The organism is Vibrio sp. St2 (assembly GCF_947311885.1).
Lineage (GTDB): Bacteria > Pseudomonadota > Gammaproteobacteria > Enterobacterales > Vibrionaceae > Vibrio > Vibrio coralliilyticus.
Map to the genome: position 1 here is coordinate 1 of NZ_CAMZNA010000019.1, position 19,631 is coordinate 19,631.

The 19,631-nt window shown below is 46.6% G+C and carries 15 protein-coding genes; 11 read left to right on the plus strand and 4 right to left on the minus strand.

Going from position 1 to position 19,631, the window contains the following annotated elements:
- Positions 1-1,021 precede the first annotated feature (1,021 nt).
- From QMA41_RS24575 to QMA41_RS24595, 5 genes are all read left to right on the plus strand, one after another.
- Complete coding sequence (locus QMA41_RS24575; protein WP_038514362.1) at positions 1,022-2,737, plus strand: ABC transporter ATP-binding protein; 1,716 nt, start codon at positions 1,022-1,024, stop codon at positions 2,735-2,737.
- Positions 2,738-2,824: 87 nt separating this feature from the next.
- Complete coding sequence (locus tag QMA41_RS24580; RefSeq protein ID WP_064488959.1) at positions 2,825-4,375, plus strand: ABC transporter substrate-binding protein; 1,551 nt, start codon at positions 2,825-2,827, stop codon at positions 4,373-4,375.
- A gap of 174 nt (positions 4,376-4,549) precedes the next feature.
- Entirely contained in the window at positions 4,550-5,527 is a 978-nt protein-coding gene (locus QMA41_RS24585) for an ABC transporter permease (protein WP_006957610.1), read from the plus strand.
- A gap of 2 nt (positions 5,528-5,529) precedes the next feature.
- Positions 5,530-6,468, plus strand: a complete 939-nt coding sequence (locus QMA41_RS24590) for an ABC transporter permease (RefSeq protein WP_019277613.1) — start codon at positions 5,530-5,532, stop codon at positions 6,466-6,468.
- A gap of 171 nt (positions 6,469-6,639) precedes the next feature.
- The gene (locus QMA41_RS24595) at positions 6,640-7,542 is read left to right on the plus strand and encodes an SPOR domain-containing protein (protein WP_281630819.1); all 903 of its coding nucleotides are present in this window, start codon (positions 6,640-6,642) and stop codon (positions 7,540-7,542) included.
- Positions 7,543-7,562: 20 nt separating this feature from the next.
- On the opposite strand, the gene QMA41_RS24600 is transcribed toward QMA41_RS24595, so the two are convergent.
- Positions 7,563-8,324: a hypothetical protein gene (locus QMA41_RS24600; RefSeq protein ID WP_019277611.1), complete on the minus strand. Its 762-nt coding sequence runs from the start codon at positions 8,322-8,324 to the stop codon at positions 7,563-7,565.
- A gap of 104 nt (positions 8,325-8,428) precedes the next feature.
- On the opposite strand from QMA41_RS24600, the gene QMA41_RS24605 reads away from it, so the two are divergent.
- Positions 8,429-9,325: a response regulator gene (locus tag QMA41_RS24605; protein WP_281630835.1), complete on the plus strand. Its 897-nt coding sequence runs from the start codon at positions 8,429-8,431 to the stop codon at positions 9,323-9,325.
- An 8-nt stretch (positions 9,326-9,333) separates the two neighbouring features.
- Here QMA41_RS24605 and QMA41_RS24610 read toward each other — a convergent pair whose 3' ends face one another.
- Positions 9,334-10,941 (minus strand): hypothetical protein, encoded by a 1,608-nt coding sequence (locus QMA41_RS24610; RefSeq protein ID WP_281630820.1) that lies wholly within the window; start codon positions 10,939-10,941, stop codon positions 9,334-9,336.
- 412 nt (positions 10,942-11,353) lie between these two features.
- On the opposite strand from QMA41_RS24610, the gene QMA41_RS24615 reads away from it, so the two are divergent.
- From QMA41_RS24615 to QMA41_RS24630, 4 genes are all read left to right on the plus strand, one after another.
- Positions 11,354-12,091 carry a hypothetical protein gene (locus QMA41_RS24615; protein WP_281630821.1) on the plus strand — a complete coding sequence of 246 codons (738 nt, stop codon included), beginning with the start codon at positions 11,354-11,356 and terminating at the stop codon, positions 12,089-12,091.
- Positions 12,061-12,444, plus strand: coding sequence for a VOC family protein (locus tag QMA41_RS24620; RefSeq protein ID WP_281630822.1), 384 nt, complete (start codon positions 12,061-12,063; stop codon positions 12,442-12,444). The genes QMA41_RS24615 and QMA41_RS24620 overlap by 31 nt, the downstream gene beginning before the upstream one ends.
- 6 nt (positions 12,445-12,450) lie before the next feature.
- Positions 12,451-13,650 (plus strand): MFS transporter, encoded by a 1,200-nt coding sequence (locus QMA41_RS24625; RefSeq protein WP_281630823.1) that lies wholly within the window; start codon positions 12,451-12,453, stop codon positions 13,648-13,650.
- A gap of 275 nt (positions 13,651-13,925) precedes the next feature.
- Positions 13,926-14,966, plus strand: a complete 1,041-nt coding sequence (locus QMA41_RS24630; protein ID WP_281630824.1) for a hypothetical protein — start codon at positions 13,926-13,928, stop codon at positions 14,964-14,966.
- 78 nt (positions 14,967-15,044) lie between these two features.
- Here the strand turns inward: QMA41_RS24630 and gorA are convergent, their stop codons facing one another.
- Positions 15,045-16,400: a glutathione-disulfide reductase gene (gene gorA, locus QMA41_RS24635; protein WP_171750218.1), complete on the minus strand. Its 1,356-nt coding sequence runs from the start codon at positions 16,398-16,400 to the stop codon at positions 15,045-15,047.
- 173 nt (positions 16,401-16,573) lie between these two features.
- Positions 16,574-17,413: a 23S rRNA (adenine(2030)-N(6))-methyltransferase RlmJ gene (locus QMA41_RS24640; protein WP_281630825.1), complete on the minus strand. Its 840-nt coding sequence runs from the start codon at positions 17,411-17,413 to the stop codon at positions 16,574-16,576.
- A gap of 162 nt (positions 17,414-17,575) precedes the next feature.
- Between QMA41_RS24640 and prlC the strand changes: the two genes are divergently transcribed.
- Positions 17,576-19,618, plus strand: coding sequence for an oligopeptidase A (prlC, locus tag QMA41_RS24645; RefSeq protein WP_281630826.1), 2,043 nt, complete (start codon positions 17,576-17,578; stop codon positions 19,616-19,618).
- Positions 19,619-19,631 lie beyond the last annotated feature (13 nt).

Sequence of the window (19,631 nt, forward strand, 5' to 3'; positions counted from 1 at the left end):
GTGAATAGCGCAGCTTGGTAGCGCATCTGGTTTGGGACCAGAGGGTCGGGGGTTCGAATCCCTCTTCACCGACCACTATTAGATAGAACCCCAGTCGAAAGACTGGGGTTTTTTCGTTTCTGTTCTATCCATATTTTCACGTCTAATCTCTTTGATTGAGAAATCCTCTCGCCTCTCCATTTCTGTCATGCATCAAAACATCGACAACCACTAATGCTTTCTTATTTATTGAAGGGCAAATATGGAGATTGCGTTCTTAGATTAAAAGCGGGGCTCTCGCTTCTGAGAGCATCATCATTCCATATTGAGCGGGTGGCGTTTGCTATCCGGCGGACATAAAGAAGATATTGGTTTCTTGCATCCGGATACAAGCGTTTGAATAAGTGCAGTTATGGTTCTCTTTATGCTTACTGTGTCACCTTGAACACTCAGTTTCTTGGTCGTGACACTCTTTCTACCAACAGTCATATATTCTACGTATGCACTAAATAGTTAAGCAGAAATTCCACCTATGCTCGATCTGATTATTGATCATTAATCATGGCAATTTTTGCTATTGATTTACTATTTATCTGAACTAAAGTTTTATTATTGTCGATTTGTATGGTCTAAATTACTAACTATTTAGTTAATTATAGTGGTATGTTTTTATTTTGTTAAATGACTCCATTGTGTTTTTTGTGAATTTTTATTCTTGATTATTTATAACGTCAAGGCCTAAGTCATAACTGGTGGTGCTTATAAATAAGGGTTTTTAGAGGGTATTGGCAACAGGTTTGACCAACCGATGATATAACCTAATTGCATATTTATTTTCATAAGCTGCTTGATATTTGTTCAAAATCGACTTTTTATACTATGTTTGTTGCTTTTCTGTGAATTTTTTGCCAAATTGATGACCTTATAAATTGCCAGAACGGTGTACCCAATTTTATCTAAATTGATTGGGTGGACAGGCTGGCTTGAATGGATTCACTTTTCAGACAGGGCAGAAAACTGCCAAAGCAGTAGAGGTCTGGTAATGTCACTTTTAGAAGTTAAAAATCTTCGAATCGAATACCCATCACGCCACGGTGTGCATGCAGCAGTTAAATCTCTATCGTTCAACATCGAACGAGGAGAAATTGTGGGCGTTGTGGGTGAGTCTGGTGCTGGTAAATCGACAGTCGGTAATGCCGTCATTGATTTGTTGAGCCCACCTGGTCGCATCGCCAGTGGTGATGTTTACTTAGACGGTGAGCTGATCTCAGGCTTATCGGCAGAAGAAATGCGCCAGGTTCGAGGCTCAAAAATTGGATTTATCTTCCAGGATCCAATGACCTCACTTAACCCGCTTTTTACTGTCGAACAGCAGTTGAAAGAAACCATTCATGCCAACATGAAGGTGACGGATGAAGAAGCGTATCAGCGCGCTCTATCTCTGATGCAGCAAGTGGGTATCCCTCAACCGGAAAACCGTCTCAAGCAGTTCCCACACCAATTCTCTGGCGGTATGCGCCAACGTGTGGTGATTGCGATTGCACTGGCTGGTGAGCCGGATCTGATCATTGCCGATGAACCTACGACGGCACTGGATGTATCCATTCAGGACCAAATCCTGAGTTTGATTCGCGAATTGTGTATTAAGAACAACGTGGGTTGTATGTTGGTAACGCACGACATGGGCGTGGTTTCTAACGTAACAGACCGTGTTGCGGTAATGTACCGAGGCGACCTAGTTGAATTTGGTAATACAGCCAAAGTGCTTGGCGACCCAGATCATCCATATACTCGCAGCCTGATTTCTGCGGTACCGCGTTCCGATGTAAAACTCGATCGCTTCCCACTCGTGAGCTATATAGAAGAAGCGCACGAAATGGAACCGTTGGATGTGAAGAATCACTGGTTAGGTCAAAGTCAGGATCACCGTGATTACACAGGCTCATTATTGACAGTAGAGAACGTCAATCTTCGCTTTACCACCAAGGATTCATTGTTTGAAAGCCGCCGTGAGTATGTACAGGCATCGAATAATGTCAGTTTTGAAGTCTTCGAAGGGGAAACCTTTGGCTTGGTAGGCGAATCGGGTTCGGGTAAGTCAACCATTGCACGTGTGATTGCGGGTTTGTATCAGCCAAACTCGGGTAAGGTGACCTTTGAGGGTATTGATCTAACGTCTCTGAAGTCAGAGAAAGAACGTCGCCCTCTACGCCGTCAAATGCAGATGGTGTTCCAGAACCCATACACTTCAATGAACCCGCGGATGAAGATCTTCGATATCATCGCTGAGCCAATTCGTTTCCACAAGCTTACTAGCAATGAAAACGAAACGCGCCAGATCGTGCACGATCTTCTTGATCACGTTGGTCTGGGCAAGATGGCGGGTGTGAAGTACCCACACGAATTCTCAGGTGGTCAGCGTCAGCGTATTTCGATTGCGCGTGCACTGGCAACCCGTCCACGTCTTCTGATTTGTGATGAACCGACATCAGCGCTTGATGTATCGGTACAGGCACAGATTCTGAACTTATTAAAAGATTTACAAGATGAGTTAAATCTAACCATGCTGTTTATCAGTCACGATTTACCCGTAATTCGCCAAATGTGTGATCGAGTGGGTGTGATGCAAATGGGCACGCTACTGGAAGTGGCGCCGACCGAACAGCTCTTTAGATCACCTCAGCACGAATACAGTCAACAACTGATTTCATTAATGCCTGAATTTACAGGCTTAAGAGAAGAAGTAAAAACGGCGTAAGTCGTAGACATTACCCGATGCATTTGGGTGACAAAAACAGAAGCAAATACAACAACTAGGGATGAATCCCGCATAAGGAGTTATGCAATGAAAACCATGAAAAGCAAACTAGCAGTGGCTTTAATGGCAGCTGGCTTAAGCTTTAGCGCAGCAGCGGCAGATATTACAGTAGCTTATGATGCTGACCCAGTGTCTTTGGATCCGCATGAGCAGCTATCTGGCGGTACACTGCAAATGTCTCACATGGTGTTTGATCCACTAGTTCGTTACACACAAAAGTTAGATTTTGAACCTCGCCTAGCAGAGAAATGGGAACGTGTAGATGACACAACTTTCCGCTTCCAGCTTCGTAAAGGCGTGAAGTTCCACTCTGGTAACGAACTGACGGCTGATGACGTAGTTTGGACGTTTGACCGTCTGAAAGACTCTCCTGACTTTAAAGCGATCTTCGAACCATACGAGAAGATGGTAAAAGTAGACGACTACACGGTTGAGCTAGTATCGAAAGGTGCTTACCCGCTGGTTCTACAAACCGCAACGTACATCTTCCCAATGGACAGCAAGTTCTACTCTGGTAAGACCGAAGATGGCAAAGACAAAGCGGAAGTGGTGAAGCACGGTAACTCGTTCGCTTCAACTAACGTATCTGGTACTGGTCCATTTATCGTCACTCAGCGCGAGCAAGGCGTAAAAGTGACGTTCGAGCGCTTTGGCGATTACTGGGATAAAGACACGGGTAACGTAGACAAGCTAACGCTAGTGCCAATTAAAGAAGACGCAACACGTGTTGCAGCACTTCTTTCTGGTGACGTTGATATGATTGCACCGGTTGCACCAAACGATCACAAACGTGTGAAAGGTGCGAAGAACGTAGACCTAGTGACACTACCTGGTACTCGTATCATCACATTCCAAATGAACCAAAACAGCAACGAAGCACTGAAAGACGTTCGTGTTCGTCAGGCGATTGTTCATGCGATCAACAACGAAGGCATCGTGAAGAAGATCATGAAAGGCTTCGCAACGGTTGCTGGTCAGCAAGGTCCTGAAGGCTACGCTGGCTATGAAGCGGATCTCGTACCACGTTACGACCTGAAGAAAGCGAAAGAGCTAATGAAGGAAGCGGGTTACGAAAACGGCTTCACGCTAACAATGATGGCGCCAAACAACCGCTATGTAAACGACGCGAAAATTGCTCAGGCTGCGGCGGCAATGCTGTCTAAGATCGGTATCAAAGTAGATCTGAAGACCATGCCTAAAGCACAATACTGGCCAGAGTTCGATAAGTGTGCGGCTGACATGCTGATGATCGGTTGGCACTCAGATACAGAAGATTCTGCGAACTTCTCTGAGTTCCTAACGATGACACGTGACGAAACAACAGGTAAAGGCCAGTACAACTGTGGTCATTACTCTAACGCTGAAGTTGATAAGCTGGTTAACGCATCTAACGTAGAGACGGATCCAGCGAAGCGTGCAGAAATGCTACAGAAAGTAGAAGCAACGCTGTACAACGAAGCGGCGTTTGTTCCTCTACACTGGCAGAACCTTGCTTGGGGTGCAAAATCTAACGTTGATATCGCGCCAATCGTGAACGCGATGAACTTCCCTTACTTCGGTGACTTGGTGGTGAAATAACCCCCTCACAGAATTAAGTAGGATTATTGGCACCCTTATCGGGTGCCAAAACTTAATTTTTTGGTGCTTAGCTTTGTTTCAGTCGGGTTAGGTGCCATTTTTCAGACTGAAAATGCGACCGGAGTACTTCTGGTTTAGCAGACTGAAATCTACGGAAAGTTAAAGGGGCAAGGAATGTTTTCGTTTCTGGTCAAGCGCCTGTTTCAGGCACTGATAGTGATGTTTGTGATCAGTTTGGTGGCGTTTGCCATTCAGGATAATCTGGGTGACCCATTGCGTGAGCTTGTTGGTCAGTCGGTTTCTGAAGCGGAGCGTCAAGCTCTGCGTGATGAGCTCGGCCTTAACGATCCCTTCATTACTAAATACACTCGCTTTGTTGGCGCTGCGCTGCAAGGTGACTTAGGTACTTCTTATTTCTTCAAGCGCCCTGCGGTTGAAGTGATTCTTGATAAGCTGGTTGCGACACTAGAGCTAGTGTTTGGCGCCACGGTTATCATCATCGTTTGCTCGATACCCCTCGGCGTTTACTCCGCGATTCACCCGAAAAGTATATTTACCAAAGTGGTGATGGCGTTCAGTAGTGTCGGGATTTCCATACCGGTCTTTTTGACCGCGATTATGCTGATGTATGTCTTCTCAATTGAGCTCGGCTGGCTGCCGTCCTATGGGCGGGGAGAAACCGCCAATGTGCTCGGCTGGGAATCCGGCTATTTTACTCTTGATGGCTTAGCGCATTTGATTCTGCCGTGTATTGCACTGGCGTCTATCATGCTGCCGCTTTTCATCCGTCTGGTGCGTTCAGAAATGCTGGAAGTGCTGAGTTCGGAGTACATCAAATTCGGTAAGGCGAAAGGCCTAGCGCTGAACAAGATCTACTACCAGCACGCACTGAAAAACACCATGCTGCCAGTGCTGACTGTTGGTGGTGTGCAAATCGGTACTATGGTGGCCTACACCATTCTGACCGAAACGGTTTTCCAATGGCCAGGTACTGGTTTCCTTTTCCTTGAAGCAATCAACCGTGTAGACACGCCGTTGATCACCGCCTACGTTATTTTCGTTGGCCTGATCTTTGTTGTGACGAACACTATCGTTGACTTGCTATACGGCATTATCAACCCGACCGTTAACCTGACAGGCAAAGGAGCATAATCATGAGTCAGACAGCAACTGCTCCGTCTCATTGGGAGCGTTTTAAACAATCGGACTTCCTCTACTATTTCAAACGTGACAAAGTGGCGATGGCCAGCTTTACCGTGTTCATGTTATTCCTGGTGATGGCGATTGCCGCACCAATACTGTCACCGACAGACCCGTATGATCTGGCATCCATTGATATCATGGACTCAGAGTTGCCACCATCTTGGATGGAAGACGGCGACGAGCGTTTTGTTCTGGGGACCGACGAACAGGGTCGTGACATTCTATCGACCATTCTGTACGGCTCGCGCCTGTCATTGACCATCGGTTTTCTGGCGGTTGGCCTACAGTTAGTGTTAGGTATCGTCATCGGCTTGTCTGCGGGCTACTTTGGTGGTCGTGTAGATAGCTTCCTAATGCGTTTTGCCGATGTACAGCTTTCGTTCTCTACCATGATGGTTGCCATCATCGTATCGGCCATATTCAAAGCCAGCTTTGGCAGTGACTTTTACAGTCAATATGCCGTTGTGATGCTAGTGGTGATCATTGGTGTCGCAGAATGGCCGCAATACGCGCGGACTATTCGTGCCTCGGTACTGGCTGAGAAGAAAAAAGAATACGTGGAAGCGGCACGTGTGATGGGCTTTAAAGCACCACGCATCATGTTCCGCCACATTCTGCCGAACTGTTTGTCGCCTATCTTGGTGATCTCGACGGTTCAGGTGGCAAATGCCATCATGTCTGAAGCGGCACTTTCTTTCCTTGGTTTAGGTCTTCCGGTCGACCAGCCATCATTGGGTGCTCTGATCAGCATTGGCTTTAACTACATCTTCTCCGGTGCATGGTGGATTACTGCTTTCCCAGGTGTGGTTTTGGTGACATTAGTACTGGTTATCAATCTTTTGGGTGACTGGTTGCGAGATGTATTTAACCCGAAAATTTACAAAGGGTGATCCAAGCCTAAGATTTGATTATAAATATCTCACTACACTAAGAGCCGTAACATGTTACGGCTCTTTTTTTGCATCGACATTTTCTCAACAGTGAGCCGTCAATAATGTCACTATATCGATCACGATATGGACATCGAATTAAAGGTTTGAATTAAGAGTATGGGAATGAGAATGGCCGTTAAATCTAAGCGACCTTTAGTAACACTCATGAGCCTCGCAATATTGGCTTTGCCAATGTTGTCAGCTCCGACATATGCTGAAGAATTTTTGTGTGATGCAACTCAGGCGTCTAGCGACACCTTGCCTGTGCTGGATGCAGCTTGCCCGATAGGCAAAGGGATGTGGGGAAAACAGAAGCCAAAAGGTCAGGCGTCTTATTTCTGGATCCAGTGTGGTGTGTACGGCAAACCTCTGGCTTTGCCTGAAGCGAAGAAAATCTATCAACACATCAATTCGGATGTGTGGGCAAAACCGGAAGGTAAAGCCTATCGCTGTCTGATTGGTCCATACACAGACTTTGCCGAAGCAAAACAAGATCTGGCTAAAGTGAAGAAGCTGCCAGAGTATAAAGAGGCCTTCGTCCGTGAAGTGGTGAAAGGAGCGCCGACGGCAAAAGTCGCACCAGTGACGAAGCCTGCAGCCAAGCCTAAAGTGGCACAACAGCAGACAACAGTGATACCGGCACCAAGCCGACCTGAACCTAAGGTGGTGCCAAAAGCAGAGCCTAAGCAAAAGCAGGATAAAAGCGTGTCGATTCGTCAACACACCACCATCAATGGGGTCGAGTACAAGGTGCCATACGCTCTATTTGGCAACGACCAGTTCTATATGGAACATGAATTGCCATGGAATCGCATGGACTATGAAATGGCGTATAAGACCTGTTACCGAATGGGAATGCGTCTGGCAACAGCAAAAGAGTGGCAATCTTTGTTGGATGCGAAGGTGATGTCACGAGACAAGTGGCCAATGCACTTACCGTACTGGGGCGCAGAGCGTACTGGACTGTTTTATAGCGGTAAGGTCAATCAGTTGAAAGGCACATCGCTGTTGAATGTCATGTGCGTAAAGTAATCGAAAAACCAGTGGCTCTGCTACTGGTTTTTTTCTTCAGCTTCTTTGAGTAAGTCGAGGTACTTTTTCTCAACAAAGTCTTTCTCTTTGGTAATGTGGTGCAGCTGCTGTTGCACCGCTTCCAGCTGAGCTTTGACTTCTCCGACGTCACCTTTCTCTGCGGCTTTTTTCTTGTAGGTGTCTATGATGCCAAGCAGTTGCTGTCTTTCATGCTGGTATTCTTTCTCTAGTTTATTAAAACCGCCCGCCTCACTGATCTGGACATATTCCTGCTCCAACTGTTCAAACTGTTTCTCTAGCTGCTCTTTCTCCTGTTGCAGGCTTTCGACGGTATCTGACTGTTTAAGAAGTTTATTTTTAGCGGTTCTCAATCCCTTGATGCTGCGGCTGAGGTCGCCTTTGAGCTTTTTAATCAACTGATGCGATTTACTCAACTTCTGGTTGAGTTCTTCAATGGATTCCTGATCTTGAGCGCTTAACCCCCCGTCATTAGCGGATTTTATTTGTGATACCTGCGCTTCCAGCGCCTGCTGGATAATAATGAGGTCATTGAGAGTGTCGCTGTTCTCAGCGGTGTAATTCAGCGCACTATCGACCGATTGCTGGCACAGTTCGTAGGTATTGCGGTCCATATCTTTGCCATGAACGACCTCTCGAGCGAAGTGGCGAAACTCGCGAAGTATCAACAATAGAATCACAAACCATACCAACAAAATGAATAACCCCATGTCGACCGCCAGGGCAATGAGATTTTCTGTGGTGAGAAGAGGCGCTAAATCCATGAACTCATTCCATGTTTTTGAATCCTAATAGAGTGTAAGTTTAGTTGTCATAACAAATTGTGCCTATAATTTAGACAGTCCCCAGCAAGAGTAGAATGCGATTTGTGAAGATTCTGATTGTCGATGACAGTAAAGCCACATTAGAAATCGTCAGGCGAGCCTTGGAAAATTTTGGCTACCGCCGCTTGTCTATTCAGAAAACCGACAGTGCACTTGATGCTCTTGAACAGGTTAAACAATGGCAGCCAGAGATCGTCCTAACCGACTGGTACATGCCAGACATGACGGGGCTGACCTTAATTGAGGAAATCAAAAAGCTTGAACTGGGCGTCAAGATGGGCATGATTACTACGGTTGACGACCAACTGCAGCTTAATCAAGCCAAAGCGGCAGGCGCGAGTTTTGTTTTGTCCAAGCCCTTTGATGACAAAGAGCTGCACCGCAAACTCTTACCACTGGTGCAAGGAGCTGAAGAGAGCGAAAGGGCGCTGGAAAACATCAACGATGTGCAGAAAGAGCTCGCTCTGCCTAAGTTGTCTCAGCTCGAAAAGCTGATGAAACGTGAAATCAGCGATCGCCTAGTGCTGAACAATATCCGTCAACAATCTTTTGATGAGAGTAAAATCCCGTGCCTGCTTGCCGTGTACGAGGATGGCGAAACGCAAAGGCCGCGCGCGGTGGCTATTCTCGACATCTATGCGATTTGTGTATTCTCGCGCAGCAATTCCGCAATCAGTAAGCAAGACCTGCAAAGAGCGATTCATAGCAAGCTGGTAAGCAAAGACATTCTCGATACCTGCCAGCGAGTGCTCGACAAGTCTTCCCTTGCGTTTCTCGACAGTAACTCACGAAAAAGCCTGCGACTGAAAAACGTCAGTTTCATCCCATCCGCGTTTGAAAAGCTCGAAGCTTTGTACAGTAAAGAAGCTGACAAGAGGGTCGACTTCTCCTGTCAGCTGGAAGATATGGCGCAGGGTAAAGTGACCCTGATTGGCTTTTAGTTTATGAGTCAGTGTTGAGTTGGGTGGTTGACATAAACTGGGTTGGAGTAGAACCACAAGTCCTTCCACGCCATGGTTGCAATGTCTGATTGGTCTTTGTGAAGATCAGAGATTGGATTACCTTGAGCATCCACGTATTTATCGGTGCCTTTCGGAGTATTTGAGCCACGTAAGCGCAGGTAATAAGGGTTCTCTTGTGCTGGAACGGTAAAGCTCAGTGATACTGTGTTTCCTTCTCTTGACCAGCTTTCGGTTCCGCTTTCGAAGCTCTGAATGACTTTGGCCAGATCTGTGTATGGCTGGTTATACATTTCATCACCGGGTAGTAATACCTGATTGGTAATGGTGCCTATAATGACATCGACGAACTCGACGTTAACCGCGTCACCATTATTATTCGTTTCTGGCATAGTAAATTGAATATTCACTGTGGCTGGCTGAGTGTGATCGATCGCTTGAACTTCGCCCATCTCAGCTTTGCGGCCGTCTTGGGTTACATGGAAATCGAGTTGTGTAATCAGATCACCATGTGTCGCAAAAGATTTGCCGCTTTTTATTGCATTGATAATGCCTTGAGGTGATTCTTCAGTCAGGTACAAGTGCGTTTTACTGTACTCACCAGGCCAAAAATCTTTCAGCATGCTGTGAAAGTCACTTCCGACGAAAATCGAAAACCTATGACCTTCTGACAGCAAAGCATCCCAGACACCGCCAACTTTTGCTGTCATATAATCGAAGCCTCCATAGGTTGTGCCATGGTAGGCTTTATATTCCTTGCCTTGGATATCGGTCATCATGATTGGTAGGGTCATTTCATAAGAGCCGCGAGCAGCTGGATTACGCTGATGTCCAGGCGCGCCTTCCATGCCTGCAAACACATTCGGTCCGGTTGCCAGCATCTCGCGGATAATCTCAATACGATACTCGTGCTTGCGCGATGGGTGGTTTAGGGTAAAAAAGCTATTGGTTGGATGGTTTTGTTGTAGGTAAGCCACGCCATCCAGCATGTTTTGCTTGTCTGCTCCACCCTCAGATTGATCGCTTGGGTTACCCTTGAAGTATTGGTTATGGAAACTATTGAGCTCAGTGGAGGTATGGTAGCCTTCATCGATAAATAGCGTGGTGTGCTCATCTACGTACGGTGCAGTCCATTCCATCCCTTTTAATAGCAGCTTATCGCTAGCCAGCTCTTGTTGACGATAATTGTTCAGATGCTCCAGCATTATATTGGAGTTAAAGGCGTACTCGCGTTCGTGTTTGGCGTGTTCAAAGTTGTCTTTGGCATAGTCGTGGTTGTGTGGCTCTTGTTGATTGTTCCAATCTACGATAAACGAACCTTGCCGCGCCATTCGCCACATATTATCTGATGAGATTTCAAAGCTCTTAAAGCCTCCGTGGTCGGTGGAAATCAGGTAGTCCATACCGTATTTGTTATAGCCGATGTCCAGCACGGAGGTAATCAAGTTATGGCCATCTGATGCCGTCGAGTGAATGTGCATGTCACCCGTCACCCAGCGTCCAGTTGGTGTCGTTTCAGTCTTAGCTGTTTCATCTTCACAGCCGGAAAGTAGGGCCAAGAGCAAAAGGAGGGCTGTGTTGTGTTTGTTGATTTTCATAGGAAGAAATCGCTAGCAGATCGTCAAAAGCCGCAGAGTCTATTGTCTGAATATGAAAGTTAGGTTGCGAATACATTTCAACGCTCAGACTCATTATGAATCATTCTAAACAGCGTACTGCCCAACGATAGGATAGGGTGGATGTACAGTAATTAATTATTGGTGGGAGTTATGGTGTGACGAAGTGGGTTGTTTAATGGTGATGTATTATTTGATGTAAATATCTTTATCTATTTGTTAAATAAAATGTTTTTAATATTTTCCTTGGAAGCTTTTGTGCATCTCAATGTGATTTTTCTGCTTTTACCTCAATTATTGATAACCCGTTTAATTCGGCCTTACTTTTTGTAGTAAAACAAAATGCATAGGGTATGATACGCATATTGTTTTTTGCTGATAATACTAACAAGTCATGGATGTACGTAACGCTGACATGGAAGCGATGTGCCATGTATTCAAACGCTATGTTGAGTACATGGGAGTCGATCAGACGGTGTCTTTCTCTCGAGTGGATACACAACTTGAGCAAGTAAAAACCGTGTCGACTAACTATTCATGGCATCTGGCTTATTGGGGCGACGAGCTGTATAAAAACCTCCATTCGCGTCTCAAGCCGGGCATTAACCTGTGGAACAGTCAAGGGGCCCACAATTTCCGTGAGTCAGCGAAAGCGAGCCATAACCGCGTCGATATAGTGACCAATCAGGGCTCACAGTACGACATCCTCTCCATCTCTTTGCCAATCACGCCGTTACCTTGCGATGTGGTCAGTCAGGCGATTGCGTTCCGTCCTAAGGTCAATCACCTTGCGCTTGAATGCTGGAGTGATAAAGAGATACAGATCCCGATTGATAGCTTGTCAGCCGCCAATTCAGTTCAGTCGAATTATGACGAAGAGAAGCCGTATGTGTTCGGCAATCTGACGCTGACACACGATGAACTCACCAGCGTGCGTTACTTTCTTGAGATGAAAACCTTTCAAGAGGCGGCTTTGCTTCGAGGTTGCCAAGAGGCGGAAGAAGCGCGGCGACTCTATATCATCAAATGCAAATTGGGCTGTGAATCTCAGCCAGATTCGGTCTTCTTTAGAAAACTGGTGGAACATGGAGTGACAGTCGCATGTCTGGACAGTTTCATCACGTATCGTTAACGGTCAGCGATTTAGTCGCCAGCCAAGATTTCTATGCATTGTTTGGTTACCAGCTTGAACGAAGTTATCGGGATGAGCAGGTCACCATTCATATATTGGAAAACCAAGGCTCGAGAATCGAGCTTTTTCATTTTTGTGGGGACGTTTCAGCCCCAGTTCCTGAATCATTGATCGCGTTAAAAAGAGTGGGCATCACCCATTTCGCTTTGCGTGTGAATGATCTTGAAGCCTTTCATAGAAAATTATCGGAAGTCACCAACATCACTACTATTTACAACGCTAGGCTAGGTAGTTTCCGTTACTTTTTCTGTTCAGACCCCGATGGAAATCAATTAGAACTTATAGAGGAGTAAAACAGAATGTCACTCACCTGGAAACAGCGCACCAGTGCTGTCCTTGGTAATGCCATGGAGTTTTATGATATCGCTGTATTCGCATCGATATCTATGTACATTTCCCAGCTATTTGCCACCCAAGGCATTGAACACTCAGAGCTGGTGGTGTGGGGCGTATTTGCCCTGAGATTTTTGATCCGACCTTTTGGCGGCGTTGTGATTGGCCGCTACGCCGACAAATACGGGCGTAAACGAGCACTGGTTTTTTGTAACCTTCTGACTGGCTTAGCTACGGTATCGATGGCATTTGTCCCAGTCGACACGGTCGGGCAGTACGTTGTGGTTGTGTTCTTGTTCTTCCAAATGATTCAAGCGTTTAGCTTTGGTGGCGAATACCCAACCCTAATCAATTACCTTCTCTACGATGCGAAGAAATCAGAACGCTCACGTGTGAGCAGCTTGATTGTTGCGAGTTCTATTGTCGGTGTCATCATTTCTCTTCTTATCGTTGCAGGCTTAGAGCATTACTTAACGGCAGAAGAAATGAGCGCTTGGGGCTGGCGAGTACCGTTGTTAGTAGGTGTCGCGAACATCATCGTAAGCTTGTATTTGCGTCTTTCTCTGCCTGAATTGCCTAAAGCTGAAGCGGTAGCAAGTAAGTCGAGCCGTCAGATCATTGCCAAAGTATTTTGTATTTCCATTCTTGGTGCGGTGGTGTTCTATGTTCAGAACCTAGCGAGCGGTATCTTGGGTAAAGCGATGGGTATTGAGAACCTCGCACTGATCAACTCGTCAGTGCTGGTGGTATTGCTGTTCGTATTTTCGTTTGTCATCGACAAACGTTCTTCACCACAACAAGCATTTAAAGTCGGAGCTTTGTTTATGCTGTTTGCAGCGGTCCCTTTGTTTGCGCTGCTTGGTTCCAGCGAATTTATCTGGCAAGTGTTAGCAGTGTTGGGTATCAGTACGTTGGCAGCGATTATTTTAGGTAACTTGGCCGCGCTGTTATGGCAGCAATCTGCTAACCAAACCACCAGCTTAGGTATTGGTTATAACATTGCATTGTCTATCTTTGGTGGCCTAACACCACTGATCGTGACAGAAGCAATGCTGCTTAGCTCCGCCTATGTGGGTGTCTATGTTGCGATCGCGACATTACCGGGGTTAGCAGTGCTGTATCGCTTTACGGCCACCGCTCATCAGGAACCTGTGCAGTCGTCGTAACACGTTGAGACGTTTATTTATCTAATACGAAAGGCTCTAGGCATCTGCTTAGAGCCTTTGTTTTAGGTGATAGTCTTGTGTTCTCGAATTGTCTTACACTTGTTAGCTTACTGAAATATATCAAAAATCATCAAAGTAAATTTGACTCTCTTTGAGCTTTATTCCGTGTCTTTCCTTGTAATTCCGTTCTCTTCGAGCAGGTAACTCATTAACTTTTCGTTCCGCTTTTCACTTTTGGTGAGAGGCTCGCTGTGTAAATAAGGAAGGGAATACAAATGAGAAGAGAAACGAACGGTAAGAATCCTCGCGTTTGGGGGAGTATAGCTGTATTGGCCATGGCTCTAGTTGGGTGTGATGAACAGGAGTTCGAGTTTTCTGCGCAAGTCTATAGCCCTATTAGTGGCCTTGCTGCGGGTGACTACGCTGAGTCGGGTGAAATCTACGACTACAATACACTTGCCGTATTCGATGAGAAAAACAAACCTGGAGATGAAAACAAACCAAGATTCGCCATGGTTGAACGTCATGGTTCCAACGCCAGTATTATTCCAATCGACCAAAGCCAAGTCTCATGGCCCCTAGAGCAGAAGCGTGGCAATGATATTGAAGCCATTTGCCAACTCAATGAGACATATTATTTGGCTGCTGAAAGCAGTTTTTACAAGGGTGATTATGGCAGATTGTTTTTATTAGAAAGAGAGCCGTCTCAGGGTGGTTTAAGTACAGGGCTGCGTTTGGTCGCTACTTATTCTCAATCCTCAAACCCAGATGAGCTCGACGGTATTTCTTTTGAAGGTTTGGCATGTGCACCGTCTAACGACGATGATGACTCTTACAATATCCTGCTAGGCGATAGAAATTCAGGCGGGCTGTATTGGGAAAACATTCGTCCCTTACAAGATATAGCTGCTACTGGTGTGATCCCTTTAGTATTAAAAAAAGTGGGAGTTATTACCGCCCCCTCATCATGGTCTACAAGCCGAGATATCTCCGATCTCTATTTTAGTTCTTCCTCACATCGACTATTTGGTGTGGCGTCGTATGATCCTGAAGATAAAGCATTGGATTCGAAACAAAATGCGCAACCTCATTCAATGATGTATCGGACGAGTCACTCTTTTCATCTCGAGGACATGGCATTTATGCAAAGTATGGCGAGTAGCGGAGGTAACGAGTCGCTGCTTATTGAGCCAGTCCATTCATTTCCTAATCATAAGGTTGAAGGTATCACGGCTTTTGGAGCGACTGATGGTATGTTCTATGGGTCAGATGATGACACAACAATCAATGAATACGGCTTAGTAAGCGTAGAGTAAGTATTTACTTACATCCTGGGGCCAAATAAAAAGCAGGCCATTGGCCTGCTTTGTCGTTTGGTTATCACTAGTCAGTGATTAACGCATAGTCACGAACTCTTCAGAGCCCGTTGGGTGGATAGCCACCACAGAGTCGAAGTCTGCTTTGGTTGCGCCCATCTTCATTGCAACGCCGAAGCCTTGGATCATTTCATCTACCGTGAAGCCGATACCGTGTAGGCCGACTACGGTTTCTTCTTCACCGGCACAGACTAGTTTCATCTTACATGGTTGACGATGCTTAGTGACCGCTGTGTACATTGCGGTAAAGCCTGACGTGTAGACTTTAATGTTGTCTTTGCCGTACTTCTCTTCAGCTTCTTGGGTTGTCAGGCCGATAGTACCGATTGGCGGGTGGCTGAATACCACCGTTGGTACTAGGTTGTAGTCCATCTTAGCGTCAGGTTTGTTGTTAAACAGGCGCTCAGATAGCTGACGACCCGCTTTAACTGCCACTGGCGTTAGCTCGATACCGCCTTCCATGATGTCGCCGACACAGTAGATACCAGACACGTTGGTCTGCTGGTATTCATCGACTTTGATATAACCGCGGTCATTAGTTTCAACACCCGTTGATGCTAGGTTGATAGCATCGGTTGCTGGATGACGACCAATAGCCCAGATCAGCGTATCGACGTTTTGAGTATTGCCGTTTTCTAGGTGAAGCGTCAGGCTGCCATCGGCTTCCTTAACCACTTCTTTTGGCACTGAGTGGGTGTGTAGTGTTGGGCCTTCCGCTTCCATCACTTCAACCAGAGTCTCGATGATCATTGGATCAAAGCTGCGTAGCGGTGATTCTTTACGACAGAATAGGTGAGTGTCTGTGCCAAGAGCGCTAAGTACGCCGGCAATTTCAACGGCGATGTAACCAGCACCAATAACCGCTACGCGTTTTGGTTGCTCGCTCAGCTCGAAGAAACCGTTTGAATCGATACCGTGCTCTGCACCTGGGATGTTAGGAATCGTTGGACGACCACCTACAGCGATTAGGATGTGATCTGCGGTGTAGTGCTCACCGTTAACTTCAACGGTTTTCTCGTCAACAAACTTAGCGAAGCCTTTAATAACATTGACTTTGTTGTTGCCAAGTACGCGATCGTAAGACTGGTGAATGCGACCGATGTATGCTTGGCGACTTTCAACCAGTTTGCTCCAGTCAAAGCCTTTCACGTCAACGTCAAAACCGTAGTCTTCAGCGTACAGGTTCATCGCTTCAGCCACCTGAGCACCATGCCACATGACTTTCTTCGGTACACAACCTACGTTTACACACGTGCCGCCTAGATCCTGAGCTTCAATCAGCGCAACTTTAGCACCATACATCGCTGCTCGGTTTGCTGAAGCAATACCACCACTACCGCCACCGATACAGATATAGTCAAAATGAGTCGCCATTACTTTCTCCAATTATTGCGGGATTAAGGCGCTGTGCGACATGTGTTGCCCAGTCGCAAGCTCCCTGCGAGTTTTAATTCATTGTCTTTGATATGGAGGATAGATCGGTTGAACTCAATCTACCCTGTTTAATTTTTCTTCGGCCTGCGCTGTACATTGAGCGCGAGTGTCCGTTATTCCGGTACAATCCAGTCTACTTTGAAATGACCGGTTGCAGGCGCAATTGCTTCTTTGAGGAAAGGCAGAATGGCGTTCATCTGGCTTTCCAGCTTCCATGGCGGATTAATCACAATCATGCCTGACGCGGTCATTCCGTGTTCATTGCTGTCCGCCGCAACACCCAGCTCAATTTGTAAGATCTTACGGATGCCAAGACCTTCAAGACCTTCAATCATGTCTTCAATGTCGCAGCGATTAACGACCGGATACCAAATAGCATAGATCCCCGTGGCCCAGCGTTTATAGCTCTGATAAATCGCTTGGACGACATCACGGTATTCTTTTGCCAGTTCGTAAGGTGGGTCAATCAGTACCAGACCACGACGCTCCTGCGGCGGTAAGCTCGCCTTCAAACGCTTGAAGCCATCTTCCTTATAGATGCTGACCTGACGGTCGCGATGAAACTCCTGCTCCAGTAACGGGTGGTCACTTGGGTGAAGTTCCGTTAATACCATGCGGTCCTGCGGACGCAAATGCGCGTGAGCGACACGCGGCGAGCCTGGGTAGTAACGCAGTTTGTCACCGTTGTTCAGTGTCTGAATCGATTCAAGGTAGCTTTGGATTTCTTCTGGAATCTCAGTTTGTTGCCAGACACGCGCGATACCGTGTTTGTATTCACCTGTCTTTTCTGACCATTCGTGGGTTAAGTCATAGCGACCCACTCCTGAGTGGGTATCATGGTAAACAAATGGCTTATCTTTTTGCTTGAGCGCGTTGAGGATAAGGCTTTGAACAATATGCTTAACCACGTCAGCATGGTTGCCTGCGTGGAAACTGTGGCGATAACTTAACAAAATGACACTCTCTAACTGGTGACAACACCGGGTAATTTAATAGCTGTAGTATACGTCACTATTGAAAATTGCTGAACCTACCTATATTTACTATTTAAGACGAACGAGAAATAACAAAGACGAACCCGTCAGTTCGCTTTTTGCCAATAAAAGGAATGCTTTATGTCTAATCCTCTTCTGAGCTTTACCGATTTGCCCCCGTTTTCTGAAATCAAACCTGAACATGTGAAACCAGCCGTTGAACAGGCGATTGCAGACTGCCGGGCGAAAATCGATCTGGTACTGGAAGGAAACAGCGACCCAAGCTGGGAAAGTGTCGTTGCACCGATTGAAGAAGTGGATGATCACCTAAGCCGCCTTTGGTCACCTGTGAGCCATATGAACTCGGTGATGAACAGTGATGAATTGCGTGAAGCGTATGAAAGCTGCTTACCTCTATTGTCCGAATACGGCACTTGGGTAGGGCAGCACAAAGGCTTGTTTGAAGCATACAAAGCGATTAAAGCGAGCAAGGCATTCGCTGGGCTGACTCAGGCACAGCAGAAAACCATCACAGACTCCCTGCGTGATTTCGAGTTGTCAGGCATCGGTTTGCCAGCCGACGAGCAGCACCGTTACGGTGAGATCAGCAAGCGTATGTCTGAGTTGGGTTCTAAGTTCTCCAACAATGTGTTGGACGCGACCATGGGTTGGACCAAACACGTTGAAGATGAAAAACAATTGGCAGGTATGCCGGAGTCTGCTCTGGCAGCAGCCAAAGCGGCGGCTGAATCCAAAGAGCTGGATGGTTACCTGCTAACGCTGGATATCCCATCTTACCTTCCTGTGATGACTTACTGTGACAATCAGGAATTACGTAAAGAGCTGTATGAAGCTTACGTCACCCGCGCCTCGGATCGTGGCCCGAAAGCGGGCGAGTGGGACAACAGTGAAATCATTAACGAGCAGTTGAAGCTGCGTTATGAAATCGCCCGTATGCTGGGTTTCAATACCTTCAGCGAGAAGTCTCTGGCGACTAAGATGGCAGAAAACCCATCGCAAGTGTTGGGCTTCCTCAATGACCTTGCCAACAAAGCCAAGCCGCAAGGCGAGCGTGAAGTTGAAGAGTTGCGCCAGTTTGCTAAGAGCGAGTTTGGTGTTGAAGAACTCAACCTTTGGGACATTGCTTACTACAGTGAAAAGCAGAAGCAGCACTTGTTCCAGATTTCTGACGAAGAGCTACGCCCTTACTTCCCAGAACAAAGAGCCGTCAGTGGCTTGTTTGAAGTCCTAAACCGCGTATTTGGTATGAGTGTCAAAGAGCGAGAAGGCGTTGATGTTTGGCATGAGTCAGTACGATTCTTTGATATCTTTGATGCCAACGATCAGCTTCGAGGCAGCTTCTACCTTGACCTGTATGCGCGTGAGCACAAGCGTGGTGGTGCATGGATGGACGAGTGCCGTGTGCGTCGTATCAATGCGAAAGGTGAGCTGCAATCGCCAGTGGCATATCTGACCTGTAACTTTAACAAGCCGGTTGGCGACAAGCCTGCGCTGTTTACTCACGATGAAGTCGTGACTTTATTCCATGAGTTTGGCCACGGTATTCACCACATGCTGACTCAGGTCGATACCGGGGCAGTTTCAGGCATTAACGGTGTACCGTGGGATGCGGTCGAGTTGCCAAGTCAGTTCCTAGAGAACTGGTGTTGGGAAGAAGAGGCGCTAGCGTTTATCTCTGGTCACTTCGAAACGGGCGAACCACTGCCAAAAGAAATGCTGGATAAGATGCTGGCAGCGAAGAACTTCCAGTCGGCGATGTTTATTCTTCGTCAACTCGAGTTCGGTTTGTTTGATTTCACGTTGCACACTGAGTTTGACCCTGAAATCGGTCCTCGCGTACTGGAAACACTGGCGGATGTGAAATCTAAAGTCGCTGTGTTGCCAAGTCTGGAGTGGAACCGATTCTCGCACAGCTTTAGCCATATCTTTGCTGGTGGCTACAGTGCAGGCTATTACAGCTACCTGTGGGCAGAAGTGCTTTCTTCAGATGCTTTCTCACGCTTTGAAGAAGAAGGCATTTTTAATACCGATACCGGTAAGAGCTTCCTAAACAACATTCTCGAAATGGGCGGCAGTGAAGAACCAATGGAGCTGTTCAAGCGATTCCGTGGTCGTGAGCCGCAAATCGATGCCTTGCTGCGTCATTCAGGGATTCGTGTTTAAGCACTGATATTTG